Source organism: Bradyrhizobium sp. 199 (assembly GCF_023073355.1).
Classification (GTDB): domain Bacteria; phylum Pseudomonadota; class Alphaproteobacteria; order Rhizobiales; family Xanthobacteraceae; genus Bradyrhizobium.
Genome location: NZ_JADPJI010000002.1, coordinates 481,593 through 501,644, shown reverse-complemented (window position 1 = coordinate 501,644; position 20,052 = coordinate 481,593). Strand labels below are relative to the sequence as shown.

Annotated in this window: 21 protein-coding genes, 1 other RNA gene and 1 pseudogene; 15 read left to right on the top strand and 8 right to left on the bottom strand. The window is 64.9% G+C overall.

Translation table 11 applies throughout. From position 1 onward, the window contains the following. Window positions 1–77 precede the first annotated feature (77 nt). The 11 genes and pseudogenes from rpmH to dapE all read left to right on the top strand — a co-directional run bounded on the left by rpmH (window position 78) and on the right by dapE (window position 9,386). The gene (gene rpmH / locus IVB28_RS02315; RefSeq protein WP_008542748.1) at window positions 78–212 is read left to right on the top strand and encodes a 50S ribosomal protein L34; all 135 of its coding nucleotides are present in this window, start codon (window positions 78–80) and stop codon (window positions 210–212) included. Between the two features lie 28 nt (window positions 213–240). Then, window positions 241–699: a ribonuclease P protein component gene (gene rnpA / locus IVB28_RS02310; RefSeq protein ID WP_247524444.1), complete on the top strand. Its 459-nt coding sequence runs from the start codon at window positions 241–243 to the stop codon at window positions 697–699. A gap of 16 nt (window positions 700–715) precedes the next feature. Beyond that, on the top strand, window positions 716–2,572 hold the full coding sequence (yidC, locus tag IVB28_RS02305) for a membrane protein insertase YidC (protein WP_247524443.1): 1,857 nt from the start codon (window positions 716–718) through the stop codon (window positions 2,570–2,572). Between the two features lie 139 nt (window positions 2,573–2,711). Beyond that, window positions 2,712–3,365 carry a ribosome biogenesis GTP-binding protein YihA/YsxC gene (yihA, locus tag IVB28_RS02300; RefSeq protein WP_247524442.1) on the top strand — a complete coding sequence of 218 codons (654 nt, stop codon included), beginning with the start codon at window positions 2,712–2,714 and terminating at the stop codon, window positions 3,363–3,365. Then, on the top strand, window positions 3,362–3,727 hold the full coding sequence (locus tag IVB28_RS02295; protein WP_247524441.1) for a DUF423 domain-containing protein: 366 nt from the start codon (window positions 3,362–3,364) through the stop codon (window positions 3,725–3,727). The genes yihA and IVB28_RS02295 overlap by 4 nt, the downstream gene beginning before the upstream one ends. 131 nt (window positions 3,728–3,858) lie before the next feature. Then, window positions 3,859–4,746 carry an acetylglutamate kinase gene (argB, locus tag IVB28_RS02290; protein ID WP_247524440.1) on the top strand — a complete coding sequence of 296 codons (888 nt, stop codon included), beginning with the start codon at window positions 3,859–3,861 and terminating at the stop codon, window positions 4,744–4,746. A 68-nt stretch (window positions 4,747–4,814) separates the two neighbouring features. Then, window positions 4,815–5,801 (top strand): DUF1036 domain-containing protein, encoded by a 987-nt coding sequence (locus IVB28_RS02285; protein ID WP_247524439.1) that lies wholly within the window; start codon window positions 4,815–4,817, stop codon window positions 5,799–5,801. Between the two features lie 14 nt (window positions 5,802–5,815). Further along, window positions 5,816–6,480: pseudogene (locus IVB28_RS02280) on the top strand (pyrimidine 5'-nucleotidase). Window positions 6,481–6,592: 112 nt separating this feature from the next. After that, window positions 6,593–7,438 carry a 2,3,4,5-tetrahydropyridine-2,6-dicarboxylate N-succinyltransferase gene (gene dapD, locus IVB28_RS02275; protein WP_247524438.1) on the top strand — a complete coding sequence of 282 codons (846 nt, stop codon included), beginning with the start codon at window positions 6,593–6,595 and terminating at the stop codon, window positions 7,436–7,438. A 140-nt stretch (window positions 7,439–7,578) separates the two neighbouring features. Beyond that, window positions 7,579–8,223 (top strand): DUF805 domain-containing protein, encoded by a 645-nt coding sequence (locus IVB28_RS02270; RefSeq protein ID WP_247524437.1) that lies wholly within the window; start codon window positions 7,579–7,581, stop codon window positions 8,221–8,223. Further along, entirely contained in the window at window positions 8,220–9,386 is a 1,167-nt protein-coding gene (gene dapE, locus IVB28_RS02265) for a succinyl-diaminopimelate desuccinylase (RefSeq protein WP_247524436.1), read from the top strand. The genes IVB28_RS02270 and dapE overlap by 4 nt, the downstream gene beginning before the upstream one ends. Before the next feature lie 175 nt (window positions 9,387–9,561). Here the strand turns inward: dapE and truA are convergent, their stop codons facing one another. From truA to def, 3 genes are all read right to left on the bottom strand, one after another. Beyond that, a complete protein-coding gene (gene truA / locus IVB28_RS02260; RefSeq protein ID WP_247524435.1) occupies window positions 9,562–10,299 on the bottom strand; it encodes a tRNA pseudouridine(38-40) synthase TruA in 738 nt (245 codons plus the stop codon). Next, window positions 10,299–11,234 carry a methionyl-tRNA formyltransferase gene (gene fmt / locus IVB28_RS02255; protein ID WP_247524434.1) on the bottom strand — a complete coding sequence of 312 codons (936 nt, stop codon included), beginning with the start codon at window positions 11,232–11,234 and terminating at the stop codon, window positions 10,299–10,301. The genes truA and fmt overlap by 1 nt, the downstream gene beginning before the upstream one ends. A 205-nt stretch (window positions 11,235–11,439) precedes the next feature. Then, entirely contained in the window at window positions 11,440–11,964 is a 525-nt protein-coding gene (gene def / locus IVB28_RS02250; RefSeq protein ID WP_247524433.1) for a peptide deformylase, read from the bottom strand. 170 nt (window positions 11,965–12,134) lie between these two features. Between def and rmuC the strand changes: the two genes are divergently transcribed. Both rmuC and IVB28_RS02240 read left to right on the top strand, forming a co-directional pair. Beyond that, complete coding sequence (rmuC, locus tag IVB28_RS02245) at window positions 12,135–13,334, top strand: DNA recombination protein RmuC (RefSeq protein ID WP_247524432.1); 1,200 nt, start codon at window positions 12,135–12,137, stop codon at window positions 13,332–13,334. A 178-nt stretch (window positions 13,335–13,512) separates the two neighbouring features. Continuing rightward, on the top strand, window positions 13,513–14,877 hold the full coding sequence (locus IVB28_RS02240; protein WP_247524431.1) for an MFS transporter: 1,365 nt from the start codon (window positions 13,513–13,515) through the stop codon (window positions 14,875–14,877). Window positions 14,878–15,008: 131 nt separating this feature from the next. Here the strand turns inward: IVB28_RS02240 and IVB28_RS02235 are convergent, their stop codons facing one another. From IVB28_RS02235 to ffs, 5 genes are all read right to left on the bottom strand, one after another. Continuing rightward, the gene (locus IVB28_RS02235) at window positions 15,009–15,446 is read right to left on the bottom strand and encodes a hypothetical protein (RefSeq protein ID WP_247524430.1); all 438 of its coding nucleotides are present in this window, start codon (window positions 15,444–15,446) and stop codon (window positions 15,009–15,011) included. A gap of 29 nt (window positions 15,447–15,475) precedes the next feature. Then, window positions 15,476–16,078 carry a recombination mediator RecR gene (recR, locus tag IVB28_RS02230; RefSeq protein WP_247524429.1) on the bottom strand — a complete coding sequence of 201 codons (603 nt, stop codon included), beginning with the start codon at window positions 16,076–16,078 and terminating at the stop codon, window positions 15,476–15,478. 1 nt (window position 16,079) lies between these two features. Continuing rightward, window positions 16,080–16,400: a YbaB/EbfC family nucleoid-associated protein gene (locus tag IVB28_RS02225; RefSeq protein ID WP_028138899.1), complete on the bottom strand. Its 321-nt coding sequence runs from the start codon at window positions 16,398–16,400 to the stop codon at window positions 16,080–16,082. A 30-nt stretch (window positions 16,401–16,430) separates the two neighbouring features. Beyond that, window positions 16,431–18,257 (bottom strand): DNA polymerase III subunit gamma/tau, encoded by a 1,827-nt coding sequence (locus IVB28_RS02220; protein ID WP_247524428.1) that lies wholly within the window; start codon window positions 18,255–18,257, stop codon window positions 16,431–16,433. A 95-nt stretch (window positions 18,258–18,352) separates the two neighbouring features. Next, an RNA gene (gene ffs / locus IVB28_RS02215) (signal recognition particle sRNA small type) lies at window positions 18,353–18,449 on the bottom strand. 229 nt (window positions 18,450–18,678) lie between these two features. Between ffs and IVB28_RS02210 the strand changes: the two genes are divergently transcribed. Then, the gene (locus IVB28_RS02210; RefSeq protein ID WP_247524427.1) at window positions 18,679–19,098 is read left to right on the top strand and encodes an HIT family protein; all 420 of its coding nucleotides are present in this window, start codon (window positions 18,679–18,681) and stop codon (window positions 19,096–19,098) included. Between the two features lie 10 nt (window positions 19,099–19,108). Next, window positions 19,109–20,047: an NAD(+) diphosphatase gene (gene nudC, locus IVB28_RS02205; protein WP_247524426.1), complete on the top strand. Its 939-nt coding sequence runs from the start codon at window positions 19,109–19,111 to the stop codon at window positions 20,045–20,047. Window positions 20,048–20,052: the final 5 nt, after the last annotated feature.

The window sequence follows — 20,052 nt, the reverse complement described above, 5'->3', positions numbered from 1 at the left end:
GGTCCGTTTTGGGCCGCATCTTCCGGACTTTACCATCAATTCTACAGGCAAATTGCCCGGTCAGCGGAGAAAAACCCGTGAAGCGGACTTATCAACCCAGCAAACTGGTGCGCAAGCGCCGTCACGGTTTCCGTGCCCGTCTCGCCACTGCCGGCGGCCGCAAGGTTCTCGCCGCTCGCCGCGCTCGCGGCCGCAAGCGTCTGAGCGCCTGAGCCGGACCCCCTTTTCCGGGATTTCATCATGGATCGGCTGAGGCAGCGGGCGGATTTCGTCGCCGTTGCCAATGGCGCGCGGGTGAATAGTCCCGCGTTCGTCCTGCAAAGCCGCCCCCGCGATGACAGCGGCCCGATCCGGGTCGGCTTCACCGTGACCAAAAAGAACGGCAACGCCCCCGCGCGCAATCGCATCCGGCGCCGGCTTCGCGAACTGGTGAAGCGGCTCGATCCGGTGTCGATGCAGCCCCATCATGATTATGTGCTGGTCGGCCGGAGGGACGCGCTCTCGCGCGACTTCGCGACCATGCTCGACGATCTGCGCATAGCGTTCACGAAGCCCGCGCGGCATACGCACAAAGGGCCGGCCAAGACACCGGCCAATAGACCATCCAAGGCACCGTCCAAGGCACCGTCCAAAGCACGGTCGGAACGACGCGGCCCGACGCCAGGCCGCGCTCCTGCGACCAGCCGCAAACCGGATTGATGACGAGACAATAGTGATGACCGACAATCGTAATACCATCCTCGCCGTCATACTCTCCGGCCTGGTGCTGATCGCATGGCAGTATTTCTACAATGTGCCGGCGATGGAGAAGCAGCGCGCCCAGCAGCAGACCCAGGCCGAGCTCCAGAAGGGCACGCCGCAGCCGACCGCATCCGCGACCCCGGGCAGCGCGCCGCAGCAGCCGGGCGCGGCTCAGCCGGCAACGCCGGGCGCGAACCAGCAGGCCCAGCCGGTCATGGCGCGCGATGCCGCGATTGCCGCGAGCCCGCGCGTGAAGATCGACACGCCGCGGCTTGCCGGCAGCATCTCGCTGAAGGGCGGCCGCATCGACGACATCGCACTGGTGCAGTACCGCGAGACGGTCGACCCGAAGTCGCCGCCGATCATCCTCTATTCGCCCTCGGGCACCGCCGAACCCTATTACGCCGAGTTCGGCTGGGTGCCGGCCACCGGCGTGACCGCAAAACTGCCGGGTGCGCAGACGGTCTGGCAGCAGGACGGCAGCGGCAGCCTGACGCCGACGACGCCGGTGGTGCTGAAATGGGACAATGGCGAGGGCCTCACCTTCCGCCGCACCATCTCGGTCGACGAGCATTATCTCTTCACGGTCAAGGACGAGGTGAGCAATGTCGGAAACGCGCCCGTCACGCTGTATCCGTTCGCGCTGATCTCGCGCCACGGCGCGCCCCAGGTCTCCGGCTACTACATTCTGCATGAAGGCCTGATCGGCTATCTCGGCGATCAAGGCCTGCAGGAATACGCCTACAAGAAGGTCGACGAATCCAAGCAGGTGAACTTCAACAGCGTCACCAACGGCTGGCTCGGTATCACCGATAAGTACTGGGCCTCCGCACTGCTGCCCGACACCGGTGCGCGGCTGCAGGCGAGGTTCTCATCCAACCCAAGCGGCAACGTCCACACCTATCAGACCGACTATCTGCTCGATCCCGTCACGGTGCCGATCGGCGGCACTTCGACCGCGAACGCGCGGCTGTTCGCCGGCGCCAAGGAAGCCGGCGTCGTCGGCCTCAATTTCCCGCTGGCCGGCCACGGCGGCTACAACAAGGAGCTGGGGCTGAACCATTTCGATCTCTTGATCGATTGGGGCTGGTTCTACTTCATCACCAAGCCGATGTTCCTAGGCCTCGACTTCTTCTACCGCTTCTTCGGCAATTTCGGCTGGTCGATCCTGCTGGTGACCGTGATCGTGAAGCTGCTGTTCTTCCCGCTGGCGAACAAATCCTACGCCTCGATGGCGAAGATGAAATCGGTCCAGCCGCAGCTTCAGGCGCTCAAGGAGCGCTTCCCCGACGACAAGGTGAAGCAGCAGCAGGAGATGATGGAGATCTACCGCAAGGAGAAGATCAATCCGGTCGCCGGATGTCTTCCCGTGGTGATCCAGATCCCGGTGTTCTTCTCGCTCTACAAGGTGCTGTTCGTCACCATCGAGATGCGGCACGCGCCGTTCATCGGCTGGATCAAGGACCTCTCCGCGCCGGATCCGACCAACCTGTTCAACCTGTTCGGGCTGATCCCGTTCGACCCGACCACGATCCCGCTGTTCGGCCATTACCTCGCGCTCGGCATCTGGCCGATCATCATGGGCATCACGATGTGGTTCCAGATGAAGCTGAACCCGACGCCGCCGGATCCGACGCAGCAGCTGATCTTCAACTGGATGCCGCTGATCTTCACCTTCATGCTGGCGGGCTTCCCGGCGGGCCTCGTGATCTACTGGGCCTGGAACAACACGCTCTCGGTTCTGCAACAGAGCTACATCATGCGCCGCAACGGCGTGAAGGTGGAGCTGTTCGACAATCTCAAGGCGACGTTCGCGAGGAAGGCGACGTAGCGACGTCGTTGCGAGGAGCGCAAATGTCTCCACATCGTCATGCCCGGGCTTGTCCCGGGCATCCACGTTTTGGAGGGTACCGCGGACAGACGTGGATGGCCGGGACAAGCCCGGCAATGACCAAAGGTGAGGCCTTCGCATGACCGACGACGAGGATGCGAAGCTGATCGAGGCCGGGCGAAAGCTGTTCGCCCGCGACTGGCAGTTCATCTGGGCCTCGCCCTCGATCCAGACGCTGCCGCCGATGGCGGGGCTGGAGGTCGCCTTTGCCGGACGCTCCAACGTCGGCAAGTCAAGCCTGATCAACGCGCTCACCGGCCGTAATGCGCTTGCGCGCACCTCGCACACGCCCGGCCGCACCCAGGAGCTGATCTTCTTCGAAGTCCCGGGGAAGACCGACCTGCGCCTCGTCGACATGCCCGGCTACGGCTATGCCAAGGCGCCCAAGAGCCGGGTCGCGTCCTGGACCGAGTTGATCCACAAATTCCTGCTGGGACGTGCCTCACTGGCGCGCGTCTACGTGCTGATCGACGCGCGGCACGGCATCAAGGACGTCGATCTCGAAGTCCTCAAGACGCTCGACCGCTCAGCGGTCAGCTATCAGGTCGTGCTGACCAAGACCGACCAGGTGAAGGCCGCCGAGCTGCAAGCGCGCATCGCCGAGACCGAGGCTGCGCTGGCCAAACATCCGGCTGCGTTCCCGAACGTGCTCGCGACGTCGTCACGCAGTTCGACCGGCGTGGAGAGCTTGCGCGCCGCGATGGCGAAGCTCCTGGAGGAGCGGGCCTCGTGACCGCGGCGCACCGCCTGCTGATCGGGCTTGCCGGCTTGATGGGCGCCGCCGGTGTCGCACTGGCCGCCGCCTCGGCGCATGGCGGCGATGCGAGCCGGCTGGCCTCGGGCAGTGCGATGCTGCTGTTTCATGCAACTGCCATACTTGCGGTGATTGGCTTGCTCGCGCGCGGCCTTCTGCATGGCGGAATTGGCCTCGTTGGCGCATCCGGCTTCGCGATCGGCGCTGTGCTGTTCGCCGGCGATCTCAGCTTGCGGCAATATGCCGGGCACTCGCTGTTTCCCTATGCGGCGCCGTCCGGTGGGACGGTGATGATTGCGAGCTGGTTGGCGGTGACATTGGCGGCGGTGGCGAAGAAGTGACGTGCGTGTCCCGGACGCGGGGCGGCACGCAGCGACGCTGCGCAGCCTCCGGGGCACGAAGACCACTTTGCGCCGCGCGCGCCAATCGGATAGAACGCAGGCCGCGTTAGTCCCGCCAGCGAGATCCGCCGATGACCGACATCTCCCCGCTCGACCAGGCCCGCATCCTGTCGGAGGCGCTGCCGCACATGCAGCAGTATGACGAGGAAACCATCGTCATCAAATATGGCGGCCATGCCATGGGCGACGAGGAGACCGCGAAGAATTTTGCCCGCGACATCGTGCTGCTGGAGCAGACCGCGATCAATCCGGTGGTGGTGCATGGCGGCGGGCCGCAGATCGCGACCATGCTCAAGCGTCTTGGCATCGTCTCGGAATTCGCCGCCGGCCTGCGCATCACCGATGCCGCCACCATCGAAATCGTCGAGATGGTACTGGCCGGCTCCGTCAACAAGCAGATCGTCGGCTACATCAACGAGGCCGGCGGCAAGGCCGTGGGGCTATCGGGCAAGGACGGCAACATGGTGAAAGCGTCGAAGACGACGCGGACCATCATCGATCCCGGCTCGAACATCGAGAAGGCGATCGATCTCGGCTTCGTCGGCGACCCCGAGAAGGTCGACCTCACGCTGCTCAACCAGCTGATCGGCTACGAGCTGATCCCGGTGCTGGCGCCGCTCGCGACCTCCAGGGACGGCCAGACGCTGAACGTCAATGCCGACACCTTTGCCGGGGCCGTTGCCGGCGCGCTGAAGGCCAAGCGCCTGTTGCTTCTCACCGACGTGCCCGGCGTGCTCGACAAGTCGAAGAAGCTGATCCCGCAGCTCTCGGTGAAGGACGCGCGCAAGCTGATCGCCGACGGCACCATCTCCGGCGGCATGATCCCGAAGGTCGAGACCTGCATCTACGCGCTGGAACAAGGAGTCGAGGGCGTCGTCATCATCGACGGCAAGATGCAGCATGCGGTGCTGCTCGAACTCTTCACCAACCAGGGCACGGGCACGCTGATCCACAAGTGAGAGATGAGTGGCCAGGGACAGAACTGGGAGAGCGGCGGCCTCGCCGCTCCGTCCTGACGCGCTTGCTGATGACGCTGCCGGCCGCAGCCGTCTCGTTCTTGTTCTCCTCCGCGCCGGCTTTCGCCGACCTCAAGATCTGCAACCGCATGTCCTATGTCGTCGAAGCCGCAATCGGCATCGACGACAAGGCTGCGACCGCGACGCGGGGCTGGTTCAGGATCGATCCCGCCACCTGCCGCGTGGTGGTGCAGGGCACGCTGACCGCCGACCGCATCCTGCTCCACGCCCGCGCGCTCGGCGTCTATGGCGCTTCCCCGATCCCGCAGAACGGCCGCGACATGCTCTGCGTGGCGCAGGACAATTTCGTCATCGCGGCAGCACGACAGTGCCGCAGCGGCCAGGCGCAAGTCGCGTTCACGCAAGTGACGCCGACGCAAGCAGCGGACGGCAACCTCACCGCCTATCTCGCCGAGGATTCGGAATATGACGACGAGCAGGCCCGCCTCGCCGGGATCCAGCGCCTGCTGGTGATCGCAGGTTACGACGCCGCGCCGATCGACGGCGTCGACGGGCCGAAGACGCAAGGCGCTCTGGCAGCGTTCCTGAAAAGCCGCGGATTGTCGTCGGACATCGTCGGCTCGCAAAACTTCTTCAAGACCATGGTCGATGCGGTGCAGACGCCGTCGGCGACCGGCCTCACCTGGTGCAACGACACGCCGCACAAGGTGATGGCGGCGATCGCGACCGATGACGGCAAGTCCGTGACCAGCCGCGGCTGGTATCGCATCGATCCCAAGACGTGCCTGCACCCTGATGTGACCGGCCAGCCGAAACAGATCTTCAGCTTTGCGGAAGCCGTCGATGGCGACAACCGCGCCGTCAAGCTGAAGGACCGGCCGCTGAACTGGGGCGGCGACAGGCAGCTGTGCACGCGCGAGACCAAGTTCGAGACCAACGAGCAGACCGATTGCGGCGCGCGCGGATTTGCGCCAACGGGCTTTGGCGCGGTGGACATGTCGAGCGGCGGCAAGACGCTGCGCTTCGCGGTGCCGTGATCGAGAGGGTTTTGATGACTTCGCCCCGCACCTTCGACCACGTCGATACCTGGGTGTTCGACCTCGACAACAGCTTTATCCGCATCACGTCAATCTGTGGCAACAGGTCGACGCGCGGATCGGGGAGTTCGTCTGCAACTGGCTGAACGTCGGCAAGGAGGACGCACGAAAGATCCAGAAGGACTATTACCGGCGCTTCGGCACCACCATGCGCGGCATGATGACCCTGCATGGCGTTTCCGCCGATGACTATCTCGCCTACGTCCACAAGATTGACCATTCGCCGCTGGAGCCGAACCCGGCGCTCGGCGAGGCCATCGCCAAGCTGGCGGGGCGCAAGCTGATCCTGACCAACGGCTCGGTCGACCATGTCGACGCGGTGTTGGCGCGGCTCGGCTTCGCCAGCCATTTCGACGGCGTGTTCGACATCATCGCCGCCGAGTTCGAGCCGAAGCCGGCTGAGCAGACGTATCGGAAATTCCTCTCCGACCATGCGGTCGATCCGACACGCGCCGCCATGTTCGAGGATCTCGCCCGCAACCTCACCGTCCCGCACCAACTCGGCATGACCACCGTGCTCGTGGTGCGCGAGGATTGGGAGCTGGAGGGCCGGGACGCCGCCCATGTCGATCACGTCACGGATGATCTGACGGGGTTTTTGGACAGGCTGGCGCGGTGAGCCGTAGCCCGGGAGCCGGGACGACGGCGGAGTATGCCTTGACTCCGTCCCCCCGAATCCCGAAAAAGCGCCCCAATTCATCAAAATTCCTGCTCCGAAAGAGAAAATCCCGATGTCCCTTGCAGCCCTCGAATCCACCATCAACGGCGCCTTCGACGCGCGTGACGGCATTTCGACCTCGACCAAGGGCGAGGTGCGCGAGGCCGTGGACCATTCGCTGGAGATCCTGGACAAGGGCGAGGCGCGCGTTGCCGAGCGCGGCACTGACGGCAAGTGGAAGGTCAACCAGTGGCTGAAGAAGGCCGTGCTGCTGTCGTTCCGCCTCAACGACATGGGTGTCATCCCCGGCGGATCCGGCAAGGCGACCTGGTGGGATAAGGTGCCCTCGAAGTTCGAAGGCTGGGGCGAGAACCGTTTTCGCGATGCCGGTTTCCGGGCCGTTCCCGGCTCCATCGTTCGCCGCTCGGCTTTCATCGCCAAGAACGTCGTGCTGATGCCGTCCTTCGTCAATCTCGGCGCCTATGTCGATGAGAGCACCATGGTCGACACCTGGGCGACCGTCGGCTCCTGCGCGCAGATCGGCAAGCGCGTGCACATCTCCGGCGGCGCCGGCATCGGCGGCGTGCTCGAGCCGCTGCAGGCCGAGCCCGTCATCATCGAGGACGATTGCTTCATCGGCGCGCGCAGCGAGGTCGCCGAAGGCGTGATCGTGCGCAAGGGCGCGGTGCTGGCGATGGGCGTGTTCCTGGGCGCTTCGACCAAGATCGTCGACCGCGAGACCGGCGAGGTCTTCATGGGCGAAGTGCCCGAGTATTCGGTGGTGGTGCCCGGCGCGCTGCCCGGCAAGCCGATGAAGAACGGCCAGATCGGCCCCAGCACCGCCTGTGCCGTCATCGTCAAGCGCGTCGACGAGCGCACGCGGTCCAAGACCAGCATCAACGAGCTGCTGCGGGATTGATGCCAGGCGAATGGCGGGTGGCGAATGCATCCGCACCCTGTTCGCCATTCGCTATTCACCATTTCACCCCTAAATCGAACCCACCCTCCCTCCGTCGCGACCAATTTCCGGGCGGCCTCCACCGTCCGGAGCCCTCTTGGATGGATTGGACCTGGTATCTTTTCCGCTTCGACGGCCGCATCAACCGCGCTTTGCTGTGGCAGGCGCTGCTGATCGTTGCGGTGCTGGCAGCCTTGCTGGGAACGGTCGGTCAGCTGATCCACCTCGTCAGCGCCGAGGGATCGCCCAAGCTATCCATCAAGCTCGATTTTGACTTCGGCCTCGACGACCTCTTCAAGCTGGTCGACCCCCGGGCCTATCACTCGCTGGCGTCCGTTGACCGCACGGATCTGATCCTGAAGTCGTCCGGCCTGGCGCTGTTCTCATGGATTTTCCTCGCGACGGGCATCAAGCGGCTGCACGATCGGGACAGGAGCGGTTGGTGGATCGTTCCGTTCTTTTTCGTAACCGGCCTGTTCAGCCAGTTCTCGGACCTGCTGCCTGACTCCAACTGGATGCTTCCGTTCAGCCTAACCGCTTCCAGCCTGTGGCTGTGGGGCTTCGTCGAGATGTTCTGCATCCCCGGCAGTATTGGCGACAACAGGTTCGGCCCCGATCCGCTCGCCGACATCGAGGACGGCTGCGCCGTGCCCCCTGCCAAAAGCTGGGACCAGAGCCGCGAGATCGAATTTGTTCCGCCCCGTGCTAGCCCACCCGGCGGCATGCATGTTAAGCGGGACGCATGACCGATGCTCTCTCCATTGCCCGCGATCTCATCCGCTGCCCCTCGGTAACCCCCGAAGATGCCGGTGCGCTCGGGGTGCTCGAAAAAGCCCTCTCCGCCGCCGGCTTCACTTGCCATCGCGTGACGTTCAGCGAGGAAGGCACCGCCGACGTCGACAATCTCTATGCGCGCATCGGCAACGAGGGACCGCACATCACTTTTGCCGGCCATACCGACGTGGTGCCGCCAGGCGATGAGAGCGCATGGAGCGTCGGCGCGTTCTCCGGCGAGGTGAAGGACGGCATCCTGCACGGCCGCGGCGCGGTCGACATGAAGGGCGGCATCGCCTGCTCCGTCGCCGCGGTGCTGGAGCATCTCGCCGCCAATGAAGGCAAGCCGCGCGCCGATGGAACAGGTTCGATCTCGTTCCTGATCACCGGCGACGAGGAAGACGTCTCCATCAACGGCACCATCAAGCTCTTGAAATGGGCCGCCGAGCGCGGCGAAAAATTCGATCATTGCGTGCTCGGCGAGCCCTCCAATGTTGAGACGCTCGGCGACACCATCAAGGTCGGCCGCCGTGGCTCGCAATCGGGCACGCTCTATGTCGACGGTGTGCAGGGCCATGTCGCCTATCCGCACCGCGCCTCCAATCCGGTACCTGACATCTCCAGGCTGATCGTCGCGATCTCCGACGAGCCGCTCGACCACGGCAGCGCCCAGTTCCAGGCTTCCAATCTCGAATTTACTTCAGTGGACGTCGGCAACAAAGCGAGCAACGTCATTCCCGGCGAGGCCCGCGCAAAATTCAACATCCGCTACAATGACAACCACACCCAGGCGAGCCTGCGCGAGCTGGTCGAGACGCGGCTGACAACAGCCTGCGGCAACCGCATCCGCGCACGCATCGTCTGGGAGCCCTCGAACTCCAACGTGTTCGTGACCAAGCCCGGCCCGTTCACCGACCTCGCGGTCTCCGCGATCGAGGAGGTGACCGGTCGCAAGCCGGAGCTGTCGACGTCAGGCGGCACCTCGGATGCGCGCTTCATCTCCAGCTATTGTCCGGTGATCGAGTTCGGCCTGGTCGGCCAGACCATGCACCAGGTCGACGAGCGCGTGCCGGTGACGGATCTGGAGAAGCTGACGAAGGTGTATCGCGGGATTTTGGCAAGGTATTTTGGCTAGGCTCTGCTGCCAGCTACTCACTCCGCCGTCATGCCCGGGCTTGTCCCGCCTGCGCGGCCGAAGCCGCTTCGGCGAGGCGAAGGCCCGGGCATCCACGTACTTGGCCGCTGCAAACAAGAAAGATGCTGGATGGCCGGGACGAGCTCGGCCATAACGCTTGTGGCGGCATCAAGCCCTAATAATCCACCTTCATCAGATACAGCCCGTCCGGCGGCGCGACGATGCCACACGCAGCGCGGTTGCGCGCAGCAAGCGCTGCGGAGAGATCGTCGGCGGTCCAGCGGCCGTCGCCGACCCAGACCAGCGATCCCACCATCGAGCGGACCTGACTGTGCAGGAAGGAGCGCGCCGAGGTGATGATCGTGATCTCGCGGCCGTCGCGCAGCACGTCGAGCTGATCGAGCGTCTTCTCCGGCGACCTGGCCTGGCACTCGGTGTCGCGGAAGGTGGTGAAATCGTGCTTGCCGAGCAGACGTTGCGCTGCCGCATGCATCGCGTCGGCATCGAGCCGGCGCGGCACGCGCCAGGCGTGGCCGATGTCGAGGGCGAGATTGGCGCGCGTGTTGATCACGCGGTAGCGATAATGGCGCTTCACAGCAGAGAAGCGCGCCTCGAAACTGTCGGGCACGATCTCGGCCTCTAGCACCGCGATCGGATGCGGGCGCAGATGCGCATTCAACCCGTCGCGAAAACGGCCCGGTGGAAACTGCTTGTCGACATCGACATGCGCCACCTGGCCGCGCGCATGGACACCGGCATCGGTGCGGCCCGCGCCATGCACGCGCAGATCCGCGCCGGTCATTGCCTTCACCGCCGCTTCCAGCGCGCCCTGCACCGAAGGCAGCGTCTCCTGTACCTGCCAGCCGAAGAACGGCGCGCCGTCATACTCGATGGTGAGCTTGTAGCGCGGCATCAGGCCAGCCGCATTGGCGGCGTGAGCGGCACCCCGCGCAAAAAGTCGGTGGCCTGCATCCGAGCCTTGCCTTCGCGCTGCAGCTCGATGACGCGGATCGCGCCTTCGCCGCACGCGATGGTGAGTTGATCGTCGAGCACCTCGCCCGGTGCGCCCGAGCCCTTCGCCAGCTCGCAGCGCAGGATCTTGACGCGCGCGTTCTCGCTGACGTCTGTCAGCTCGGCCCAGGCGCCTGGAAACGGCGACAGGCCATGGATGTGGCGGAGCACCGCGCGCGCCGGCCTCGTCCAGTCGATCCGCGCCTCGGCCTTGTCAATCTTGGCCGCGTAGGTGACGCCGTCCTCACTCTGCTGCTTGAGCTGGAGCCCGCCACGGGCGAGCGCGGCCATGGCGCGCACCATCAGGTCGGCACCGAGCCGGGACAGGCGATCATGCAGATCGGCCGCGGTCATGCTGTCGGTGATGGCGAGCCGCTCGGCCATCGCGACGTCGCCGGTGTCGAGACCGACATCCATCTTCATCACCATCACGCCGCTCTCGGCATCACCGGCCATGATTGCGCGGTTGATGGGAGCAGCACCGCGCCAGCGCGGCAGCAGCGAGGCGTGCAGATTGTAGCAGCCGAGCTTGGGCGCATCGAGGATCGCCTGCGGCAGGATCATGCCGTAGGCGACGACGACGGCGGCATCGGCGTCGAACGCGCGAAACTCTTGCGCCGCTTCCTCGGTCTTCAGCGTTTTCGGCGTCAGCACGGGCACGCCGAGCTTTCGCGCGGCCTCCTCGACCGGGGTCGGCTGCAATTGCAGGCCGCGCCGCCCGCCGGGCTTAGGCGCGCGGGTGTAGACGGCTGCGATCTCGTGGCCATGCGCGACCAGCTCGAGCAGCGTCGGCACGGAGAAATCAGGCGTGCCCATGAAGATCAGGCGGAGAGGCATGACAAGCACTCGGTACGTTCCCTCCCCCCTTGTGGGGGAGGGCTAGGGAGAGGGGTGCCACACGACGCGCTCTCTCGGTTGAGCTTTCGCGGCACACACTTGATTCAGATCATGGATAGACTTCCGCCTGGGCTACCCCTCTCCCCCGCCCTCCCCCACAAGGGGGGAGGGAGCGCAGGGGAGTGCGAGCAGCACCAAACCTAACTCACTCCGCGCGCTTGGCGACTTTCTCGAACTTCTTGATGACGCGGTCGCGCTTGAGCTTCGACAGATAGTCGACGAACAGCACGCCGTTGAGGTGGTCGATCTCATGCTGGATGCAGGTGGCGTAGAGGCCTTCGGCATCCTCCTCGTGCACCTTGCCGTCGAGATCGGTGAAGCGCACGCGCACCTTCGCGGGGCGCTCGACCTCCTCGTAATATTCGGGGATCGAGAGGCAGCCTTCCTCGTAGACCGACAGTTCCTCGGACGAGGCGATGATTTCGGGGTTGATGAAGACGCGCGGAAGCGGCGTGGTCTCGCCGTTCTCGTCTCGCTTTGCGAGGTCCATGGTGATCAGCCGCAGCGGCTGCGCGATCTGGATCGCGGCGAGGCCTATGCCAGGCGCATCGTACATGGTCTCGAACATGTCGTCGGCAAGCTTGCGGATCTCCGGCGTGACCTTCTCGATCGGCTTGGAGACCAGACGCAACTGCTTGTCGGGCAGGATGATGATTTCTCTGAGGGCCATGGCCGCGATTTAAGCCGCTGCCTTCGGCCGGTCAATGCGGCCAGGAACCCGTTAACGCTCCGCTAACCATAAAACTTCGCGCTTTGTTAACCATAAAAATTAGGGAGTGGTTAACCATAAGCGTTCGCTATTCGTTCGCGGACCCCGGCGAATCGGTTAGAACGGTGGGCATGAACGAGATTATTTTCATGCTCGGCGACTGGCCGGTGCGCACCATCCACGCGCTGATCGGCTTTGGTGCGCTTGTGCTCGTCCTGCTGGGGGTGATCGCCCTGGTCCTCGCGCGGTCCGGGCGGCGCGGGGCGGAACTCGCCATGGCGCACGCGATCCGGGCCGACGAGCTCGAGGAGCGCCTCAGCCAGGTGCTGCACGCGCAGAGCGAATCCTCTGGAAGGGTCGATGCCATGACCCAGACGCTGGCCGGCCGCCAAGCCGAGATGGCGCGGGCGGTCAACGAGCGGCTGGATTCGGTGACCCATCGCGTCGGCCAGTCCATGGAACACTCGACCCGCAACACCATGGAGAGCCTGCGCGCGCTGCACGAGCGGCTCGGCATCATCGACAGCGCGCACAAGAACCTCACCGACCTCACCACGCAGGTGACGACCTTGCGCGACGTGCTCGCCAACAAGCAGTCGCGCGGCGCTTTCGGTCAGGCGCGGATGGAGGCGATCGTCCAGGACGGACTTCCAAAGGGCGCCTACGAGTTCCAGTTCACGCTGTCGACCGGCAAGCGGCCCGATTGCGTGGTGTTCCTGCCCGACCAGCGTCCGCTCTGCATCGACGCAAAGTTTCCGCTGGAGGCGGTGACCGCGCTGCACGATGCGCGAACCGACGAGGAGCGGCGCGTCGCCACGCAACGCCTGCGCGGCGACGTGATGAAGCATGTCAGCGACATCGCCGAAAAATATCTCGTCGCCGGCGAGACCCAGGAGATGGCGCTGATGTTCGTGCCGTCGGAATCGGTCTACGCGGAGATCCACGACGGCTTCGACGACGTGATCCAGAAGGCCTATCGCGCCCGCGTCGTGCTGGTGTCGCCCTCGCTGTTGATGCTCGCGATCCAGGTGATGCAGCAGATCATGAAGGACGCGCGCATGCGCGATGCCGCCGACCAGATCCGCACCGAGGTGATCAAGCTCGGCGACGATCTGGGGCGCCTGCGCGACCGCGTGCTCAAGCTGCAGAAACATTTTGCCGACGCGAATGAGGACGTGCGGCAGGTGCTGATCTCCGCCGACAAGATCGAAAAGCGCGCCGGACGAATCGAGGAGCTGGATTTCAGCAAGGCAGATGCGCCCGAAGGCCCGCATCTCGTGGCGACCGGCGCTGCCGAGCTGTTCCCGCGGAAACTCCGGGCCGGGGAGTAAGTTCAGTCGTCATGGCCGGACTTGTCCCGGCCATCCACGGTCCTTCAGCCGCACCAAGAACGTGGATGCCCGGGCCTTCGCCTCGCCGAAGCGGCTTCGGCCGCGCAGGCGGGACAAGCCCGGGCATGACGAGTTCTGGAGCAGAGGCACCGCCCCCAGAATCTGCTAACACCTCCCCATGACCGCACCCGACGCGACCTCCCCTGCCGCGACTTCCGCTCCTGCGACCACCTGGCGCGACGGCTTAGCCGTTTACCTGCAGCCGCGGGTGCTGATCGTGCTGTTCCTCGGCTTCTCCTCCGGCCTGCCGCTGGCGCTGTCGGGCTCGACGCTGCTGGTGTGGATGCGCGAGGCCGGGGTCGATCTCAAGACTATCGGACTCTTTGCACTGGTCGGCACGCCCTACACGCTGAAATTCCTGTGGGCGCCGCTGGTGGATGCGCTGCACGTGCCGCTGTTCACGCGCGCGTTCGGGCGACGGCGCGGCTGGCTGCTGTTCTCGCAATTGCTGCTGATCGTCGCCATCCTGCTGCTGGCGATGACCGACCCGGCGCGATCGCCGTTCTATGTCGCGCTCGGCGCGCTGCTGGTGGCGACGATGTCGTCGACGCAGGACATCGTGGTCGACGCCTTCCGCGTCGAGAGCCTGCCTGAAAGCGAGCAGGCTGCCGGCATGGCCGCTTACGTCGCGGCCTATCGGATCGGCATGCTGGTCTCGACCGCGGGCGCACTGTTCATCGTCTCGGGTTTCGAGAGCACGGGCATCACCCGCACCTCGGCCTGGATGTGGGGCTACGTTGTGATGGCTGCGATGGTGCTGATCGGCACGATCACCGCGCTGGCCGCGACCGAGCCCGGGCAATCGGTCCTGGCCGAAGCTGCGACGAAAACAGAGACCGCATTCGCGCGCGTGCTGCGCGCGGCGGTCGGCGCATTCTCGGAATTCCTGTCACGGAAGGACGCAGCTGCCGCGCTTGCCTTCGTGGTCCTGTTCAAGTTCACCGACGCCTTCTCAGGCACGATGACCGCGCCGTTCGTGATCGACCTCGGCTTCTCCCGCAATGACTATGCGGCTATCGTGAAGGGCGTCGGCTTGGCTGCGACGCTGATCGGCGGATTTGCCGGCGGTTTCCTGGCGCGGCGTTATCCGCTGGCAACATCGCTCTGGATCGGCGGCGTGGTGCAGGCGCTGGCCAACCTGACCTTTTCCTGGCTGGCAGTGGTCGGCACCAATCAATGGGCCTTGGCCCTCGCCATCTGTGCCGAAAACTTCACCAGCGCCATCGGCACCGTGATCTTCGTCGCCTATCTCTCGGCGCTGTGCCAGAACCCGCTGCACACGGCGACACAATATGCGCTGCTCACTGCGCTCGCGGCGGTTGGGCGGACCTATCTCTCATCGAGTGCCGGCTTCGTGGCTGATACCACCGGCTGGCCGCTGTTCTTCGTGATCTGCGTGCTGGTGGCGATCCCGAGCCTGGTGTTGCTGACGTACTTGCAGAGGCGTGGGCATTTCGAGGCGCTGGGGCCGGTGAGGGTGTAGGACGACTCTCTCAATTTCGTCATTGCGAGCGAAGCGAAGCAATCCAGACTGCCGCCGCGGTGACAGTCTGGATTGCTTCGTCGCAAAGTGCTCCTCGCAATGACGACAGAGAGGGTGGCGCGCGTGTCCCCCTACTGCTTCTTGATCAAGCTCCACTTCGTGATCACGGCTTCGCTCATCTGGCCGGGATCGCTGGCGCAGGCGATCTCGTCGACTTTGACCGAGATCTCCTTGCCGACGAACGATTTCAACTGCGTGGCCTGCGCGTCGCTGGAGAGGACCAGCTGGAACGTCTCGGGCCCGGTCTCGAGATTGCACAGTCCGTTCGGCGCCGGCAGGCGGCGCGGCTCGGAGGTGATCTGGTACATCGCGATCCGCTTGCCCGCCTTTTTGACGTCGCGCACCTTCATCGCGTTCAACTCGCCCGACAGCACGTCGCCGGTGTTGATCGGCTTGCCGGGCTTGGACGGCGGCGCCGCTTCGTCGCCCTGCTGCGCGGAGATGGCAGGGCTCGCCAGCATCGCCATTGTCGCGAGCAAAGCTAATCGTGTGGCGAAAAGTTTCGTCATGTCGTCCGTTCCGTGAGATCTTGGGATTGCTAGAACAGGGTCCGCTGCCGCATCGCTGCCGATAGCGTACCTTCATCGAGATAATCAAGCTCGCCGCCGACGGGAACCCCGTGGGCAAGCCGCGTCACCTTCACATTGGCGTCCTGAAGCAGGTCGGTGATGTAGTGCGCGGTGGTCTGGCCGTCCACCGTCGCATTCAGCGCCAGAATGATTTCGTGCACCTGCGAATCATGGGCACGCGCCACCAGCGCGTCAATGGTCAGATCCTGCGGGCCGACGCCGTCGAGCGGCGACAATGTCGCGCCCAGCACGTGATAGCGCCCCTGCGTGGCATTGGCCCGCTCCAGCGCCCAGAGATCGGCGACGTCGGCGACGACGACGATGATGGTCGGGTCGCGCTTCGGATCGGTGCATACGGTGCAGGGATTTTGCGTGTCGATGTTGCCGCAGCTCTTGCAGACCTCGACCTTGTCGAGCGCGACCTGCATGGCCGAGGACAACGGCATCATCAGCGCTTCGCGCTTCTTGATCAGGTGCAGCGCCGCGCGCCGCGCCGATCGCGGACCGAGACCCGGCAACCGTGCGAGCAGCTGGACCAGCCGTTCGATTTCGGGACCTGCAACAGCGCCCATATTATTGGCCGAACAACCCCGGCGGCAGGCCGAGCCCACCGGTGAGCGCCTGCATCTTCTCCTGCATCGCGGCCTCAGCCTTGCGGCGCGCATCGCCCATGGCGGTGACGAGCAGGTCTTCCAGCACCTCGCGCTCTTCCGGCTTCATCAGCGAGGGATCGATCTTGATGCCCTTGACGTCCATCTTCGCGGTCATCCGCACGGCAACGAGGCCGCCGCCGGAGATGCCTTCGACTTCCACGTTGGCGAGTTGCTCCTGCATCTCCTGCATCTTGGATTGCAACTGCGCCGCCTGCTTCATCATGCCGAGAAAATCAGCCATGGGTGCGTGTCCTTGGAAAGAAAGAATGGCTCAGAGATCGTCGTCGCCGTCGGAACCGTCGGGCGGATCGTCACTGCCATAGTCAGCGTTTATATTGGCTTCCGGCGTCTCGGGGGCAAGCCTGCGAACCTCGACGACCTTTGCGCCGGGGAAGCGCGACAGCACCTCCTGCACGCGCGGATCGGCCTCCGCGGTCCGCGCATGCTCCTGCTTGGCGGCTTGGTTCACCGAGCGCAACGTCGGCTGGCCCGCCTCATTCGAGACGATCATGGTCCAGCGCCGGCCGGTCCACAGCTCGAATTTCTTCGCGAGCTCGGAGATCATGGTCTTGGAGGCGTTCGGCTCCAACGCGACTTCCAGCCGGCCTTCCTCGAAACGGACGAGGCGCATATCGCCTTCAAGCGCGCTCTTTGCCATGATGTCGCGCTTCTGCCCAGCAAGCGCGACGAGCTGGGCGAAGCTCGTGACGCGCAACACGGGCGCAGCAGCTTGCGGATCCGGTGCGGGCGCCGCCATCTGCGGCCGCGCGCCCCCACCGCCGAACGATGATGGCGACGACGTCGGCATACGAACAGGCGCTGCGGAGGCCACCGGCGCAGCCGGCGCACTGCTGCGCGCAACACCGCCGCTGCTCACGACCGGCGAGCTGCCGCCGTTCTGCTCCAGCATCTTGATCGCTTCGTCCGGCGTCGGCAGGTCGGCGACATAGGCAATGCGCACCAGCACCATCTCGGCGGCCGCAGCGGGGCGTGTCGCCGCCTGCACCTCGGTGATGCCCTTGAGCAGCATCTGCCACATCCGCGACAGCACGCGCATCGAGATCTTCGAGGCGAACTCCTTCGCGCGCACGCGCTCGGTCTCGCCATAGGCGACGTTGTCGGCGGTCGCGGGAACGATCTTCACGCGGGTGACGAAATTGACGAATTCGGCGAGATCCGAGAGTACGACGACCGGATCGGCGCCGACATCGTACTGATCGCGGAATTCATTGAAGGCGCTGGCGATGTCGCCGCGCGCCAGCGAATCGAAGAGGTCGATGACGCGGGTGCGATCGGCGAGCCCCAGCATCTGCCTGACCGCATCGGCCTTCACCTGGCCCGCGGCATGGGCGATCGCCTGGTCCAGCAGTGACAGCGAATCGCGCACCGAACCTTCCGCGGCGCGGGCGATGATGCCGAGCGCCTCCGGCTCGATCTCAACGCTCTCCTTGGCCGCAATGTTGGCGAGATGCTTCATCAGCACATCGGCGTCGACGCGGCGAAGATCAAAGCGTTGGCAACGCGACAGCACCGTGACCGGAACCTTGCGGATCTCAGTGGTCGCGAACACGAATTTGGCGTGCTCCGGCGGCTCCTCCAGCGTCTTCAGGAAGGCGTTGAACGCCGCCGTGGACAGCATGTGGACTTCGTCGATGATGTAGACCTTGTAGCGGGCGCTGGCCGGCGCATAGCGCACGCTGTCGTTGATCTGGCGAACGTCGTCGACGCCGGTATGCGACGCGGCGTCCATCTCCAGCACGTCCATGTGCCGGCTTTCCATGATCGCCTGGCAATGCACCCCTAGCGTCGGCATGTGGATGGTCGGGCCCTTCACCGAGCCATCCGACATCTCGTAGTTGAGCGCACGGGCCAGGATGCGCGCGGTGGTGGTCTTGCCGACGCCGCGGACGCCGGTGAGGATCCAGGCCTGTGGAATGCGGCCGGTCTCAAACGCATTGGAGACGGTGCGGACCACGGCCTCCTGGCCGATCAGATCGTCAAAGCTCGAGGGGCGGTATTTGCGCGCCAGCACCCGGTAAGGCGCGTTGGCGGCCTGACCGGCGCTATCGGGATTGGGAGGGGCGCCAGCGTCGGTCATCGATCGATCCGCAATGAAATGTCTCTGGCCGGCTTTTGCGGAAAGGAGCGCGCTGGCGGCTGGTGCCGCCGGCGCTGGTTTCGCTCGAAAAACAGGTAGGAGACTGACGAGCGACCCGATCCGGACCTCGTTAGGGCTGCTTCCTTCCGGACCTGACCCGGTTGGCGAGTGGCTCGTCCACCGCCAATCTCCCGGTCCCTATTTGGGGCCAAAAGGACCGGAAAGCAAGCGGGCCGTAATGCTGTTCCCGCAGCCGCTGGGTCCTTCCTGGCCCGAATCGCTCCTTTCCCTTTCCGGAGCAGTTTCCAAGCGAAAGAGCGGCGTGGCTTGCCCAGTCCGGCGCATACGGACCACGGCGCATACGGATGTTGTCTGAGAGCGAGGTCTCTGCGACGGTAAGAATCAATCAAGAGAACACTGTATGCCCGAACCCGCCTGGTCGCTGCACTCCCGCCTGAAAGACGACACCATCGACATCGGCGATCTGCCGCTGTCCAAGGTATTGGTCATCAAGGACGCGCATTATCCCTGGCTGCTGCTGGTGCCGCGGCGTCCCGACGCGGTGGAGATCATCGATCTCGACGAGGTGCAGCAGGCGCAGCTGATGACGGAGATCTCCCGCGTCTCGCGTGCGCTGAAGGAGATCACCAATTGCGACAAGCTCAATGTCGCCGCGCTCGGCAACCTCGTGCCGCAGCTTCATGTTCACATCATCGCGCGCCGCACCAGTGACGCCGCCTGGCCACGGCCGGTCTGGGGCGTGATGCCGCCATTGGCGCATGACACCGCAGAGGTTCAGAATTTCATCAGCGCGCTCCGCCGCAAGATCTGGTTGGGTTGAAAGAACGATAATGTCAGCATTCGACGCATTTCCTCTGGGGCAGCCGGCCTTCGTAACCAACATCCTCGACCGCGCCGCGCATCTGCGCCGCGACGACGAGAAGCTGTTCGCGATGGAGCAGAAGCCGACTTCGCGCGCCTATGTCGTCTACCGAGACTCGCTCCTGGTCAGGCGCGAAGGCGACAAGACGCGTGCGCTGCTCTCGATCGACGAGGCGCTGAAGTGCGGCGCCAATCCCGGCACGATCTTCCTCGGCCTGCGCGATGGCGCCGCGATGTTCGGCATGGGCCTGTCGCAGGCTGCCGCCGAGAAGCTGGTGGGACGCGAGGACTACACCCTGACCGAGTTGCGCGGCATGGCGATGCAGGGCGCGATTGCCCCGGAGGAGCTCTCGGCGATCGCGATGGCGAAGTCGATGGTGAGCTGGCACCAGCGCCATGGCTATTGCGCCAATTGCGGCACGCGCAGCGCGATGAAGGAAGGCGGCTGGAAGCGCGAGTGCCCGAGCTGCAAGGCGGAGCATTTCCCGCGGACCGACCCCGTCGTGATCATGCATGTCGCCTCAGGCGACAGGTGCCTGCTCGGCCGCCAGAAGCAGTTTCCGCCGGGCATGTATTCGTGCCTCGCCGGCTTCGTCGAGGCTGCCGAGACGATCGAGGACGCCGTGCGCCGCGAGATCCTCGAAGAGTCCGGGATCAAATGCACCGACGTGCAGTATTACATGACCCAGCCATGGCCCTATCCGTCCTCGCTGATGATCGGCTGCAGCGCCCGGGCCGTGAGCGAAGACATCGTCGTCGATCGCACGGAGCTGGAAGACGCGCGCTGGTTCACCCGCGAGGAGGCCGCCTTGATGCTGACACGGACGCATCCGGACGGGTTCGCCGGCCCGCATCCCTTCGCCATCGCCCATCACCTGCTCGGCCGCTGGGTACACGACAAGAGCTGACCGCC

What these genes read in the sequence shown, in the direction of transcription:
- truA (WP_247524435.1), bottom strand. Translation starts at nt 10,299, where the DNA reads ATGCCGCGCTACAAGCTCACCATCGAGTATGACGGCGCGCCGTTCTTC.
- IVB28_RS02220 (WP_247524428.1), bottom strand. Translation starts at nt 18,257, where the DNA reads ATGACCGACGCTGGCGCCCCTCCCAATCCCGATAGCGCCGGTCAGGCC.
- recR (WP_247524429.1), bottom strand. Translation starts at nt 16,078, where the DNA reads ATGGGCGCTGTTGCAGGTCCCGAAATCGAACGGCTGGTCCAGCTGCTC.
- rmuC (WP_247524432.1), top strand. Translation starts at nt 12,135, where the DNA reads ATGAACGAGATTATTTTCATGCTCGGCGACTGGCCGGTGCGCACCATC.
- IVB28_RS02235 (WP_247524430.1), bottom strand. Translation starts at nt 15,446, where the DNA reads ATGACGAAACTTTTCGCCACACGATTAGCTTTGCTCGCGACAATGGCG.
- IVB28_RS02225 (WP_028138899.1), bottom strand. Translation starts at nt 16,400, where the DNA reads ATGGCTGATTTTCTCGGCATGATGAAGCAGGCGGCGCAGTTGCAATCC.
- IVB28_RS02285 (WP_247524439.1), top strand. Translation starts at nt 4,815, where the DNA reads ATGACGCTGCCGGCCGCAGCCGTCTCGTTCTTGTTCTCCTCCGCGCCG.
- yidC (WP_247524443.1), top strand. Translation starts at nt 716, where the DNA reads ATGACCGACAATCGTAATACCATCCTCGCCGTCATACTCTCCGGCCTG.
- argB (WP_247524440.1), top strand. Translation starts at nt 3,859, where the DNA reads ATGACCGACATCTCCCCGCTCGACCAGGCCCGCATCCTGTCGGAGGCG.
- def (WP_247524433.1), bottom strand. Translation starts at nt 11,964, where the DNA reads ATGGCCCTCAGAGAAATCATCATCCTGCCCGACAAGCAGTTGCGTCTG.
- fmt (WP_247524434.1), bottom strand. Translation starts at nt 11,234, where the DNA reads ATGCCTCTCCGCCTGATCTTCATGGGCACGCCTGATTTCTCCGTGCCG.
- IVB28_RS02270 (WP_247524437.1), top strand. Translation starts at nt 7,579, where the DNA reads ATGGATTGGACCTGGTATCTTTTCCGCTTCGACGGCCGCATCAACCGC.
- IVB28_RS02210 (WP_247524427.1), top strand. Translation starts at nt 18,679, where the DNA reads ATGCCCGAACCCGCCTGGTCGCTGCACTCCCGCCTGAAAGACGACACC.
- dapD (WP_247524438.1), top strand. Translation starts at nt 6,593, where the DNA reads ATGTCCCTTGCAGCCCTCGAATCCACCATCAACGGCGCCTTCGACGCG.
- nudC (WP_247524426.1), top strand. Translation starts at nt 19,109, where the DNA reads ATGTCAGCATTCGACGCATTTCCTCTGGGGCAGCCGGCCTTCGTAACC.
- dapE (WP_247524436.1), top strand. Translation starts at nt 8,220, where the DNA reads ATGACCGATGCTCTCTCCATTGCCCGCGATCTCATCCGCTGCCCCTCG.
- IVB28_RS02240 (WP_247524431.1), top strand. Translation starts at nt 13,513, where the DNA reads ATGACCGCACCCGACGCGACCTCCCCTGCCGCGACTTCCGCTCCTGCG.
- rnpA (WP_247524444.1), top strand. Translation starts at nt 241, where the DNA reads ATGGATCGGCTGAGGCAGCGGGCGGATTTCGTCGCCGTTGCCAATGGC.
- yihA (WP_247524442.1), top strand. Translation starts at nt 2,712, where the DNA reads ATGACCGACGACGAGGATGCGAAGCTGATCGAGGCCGGGCGAAAGCTG.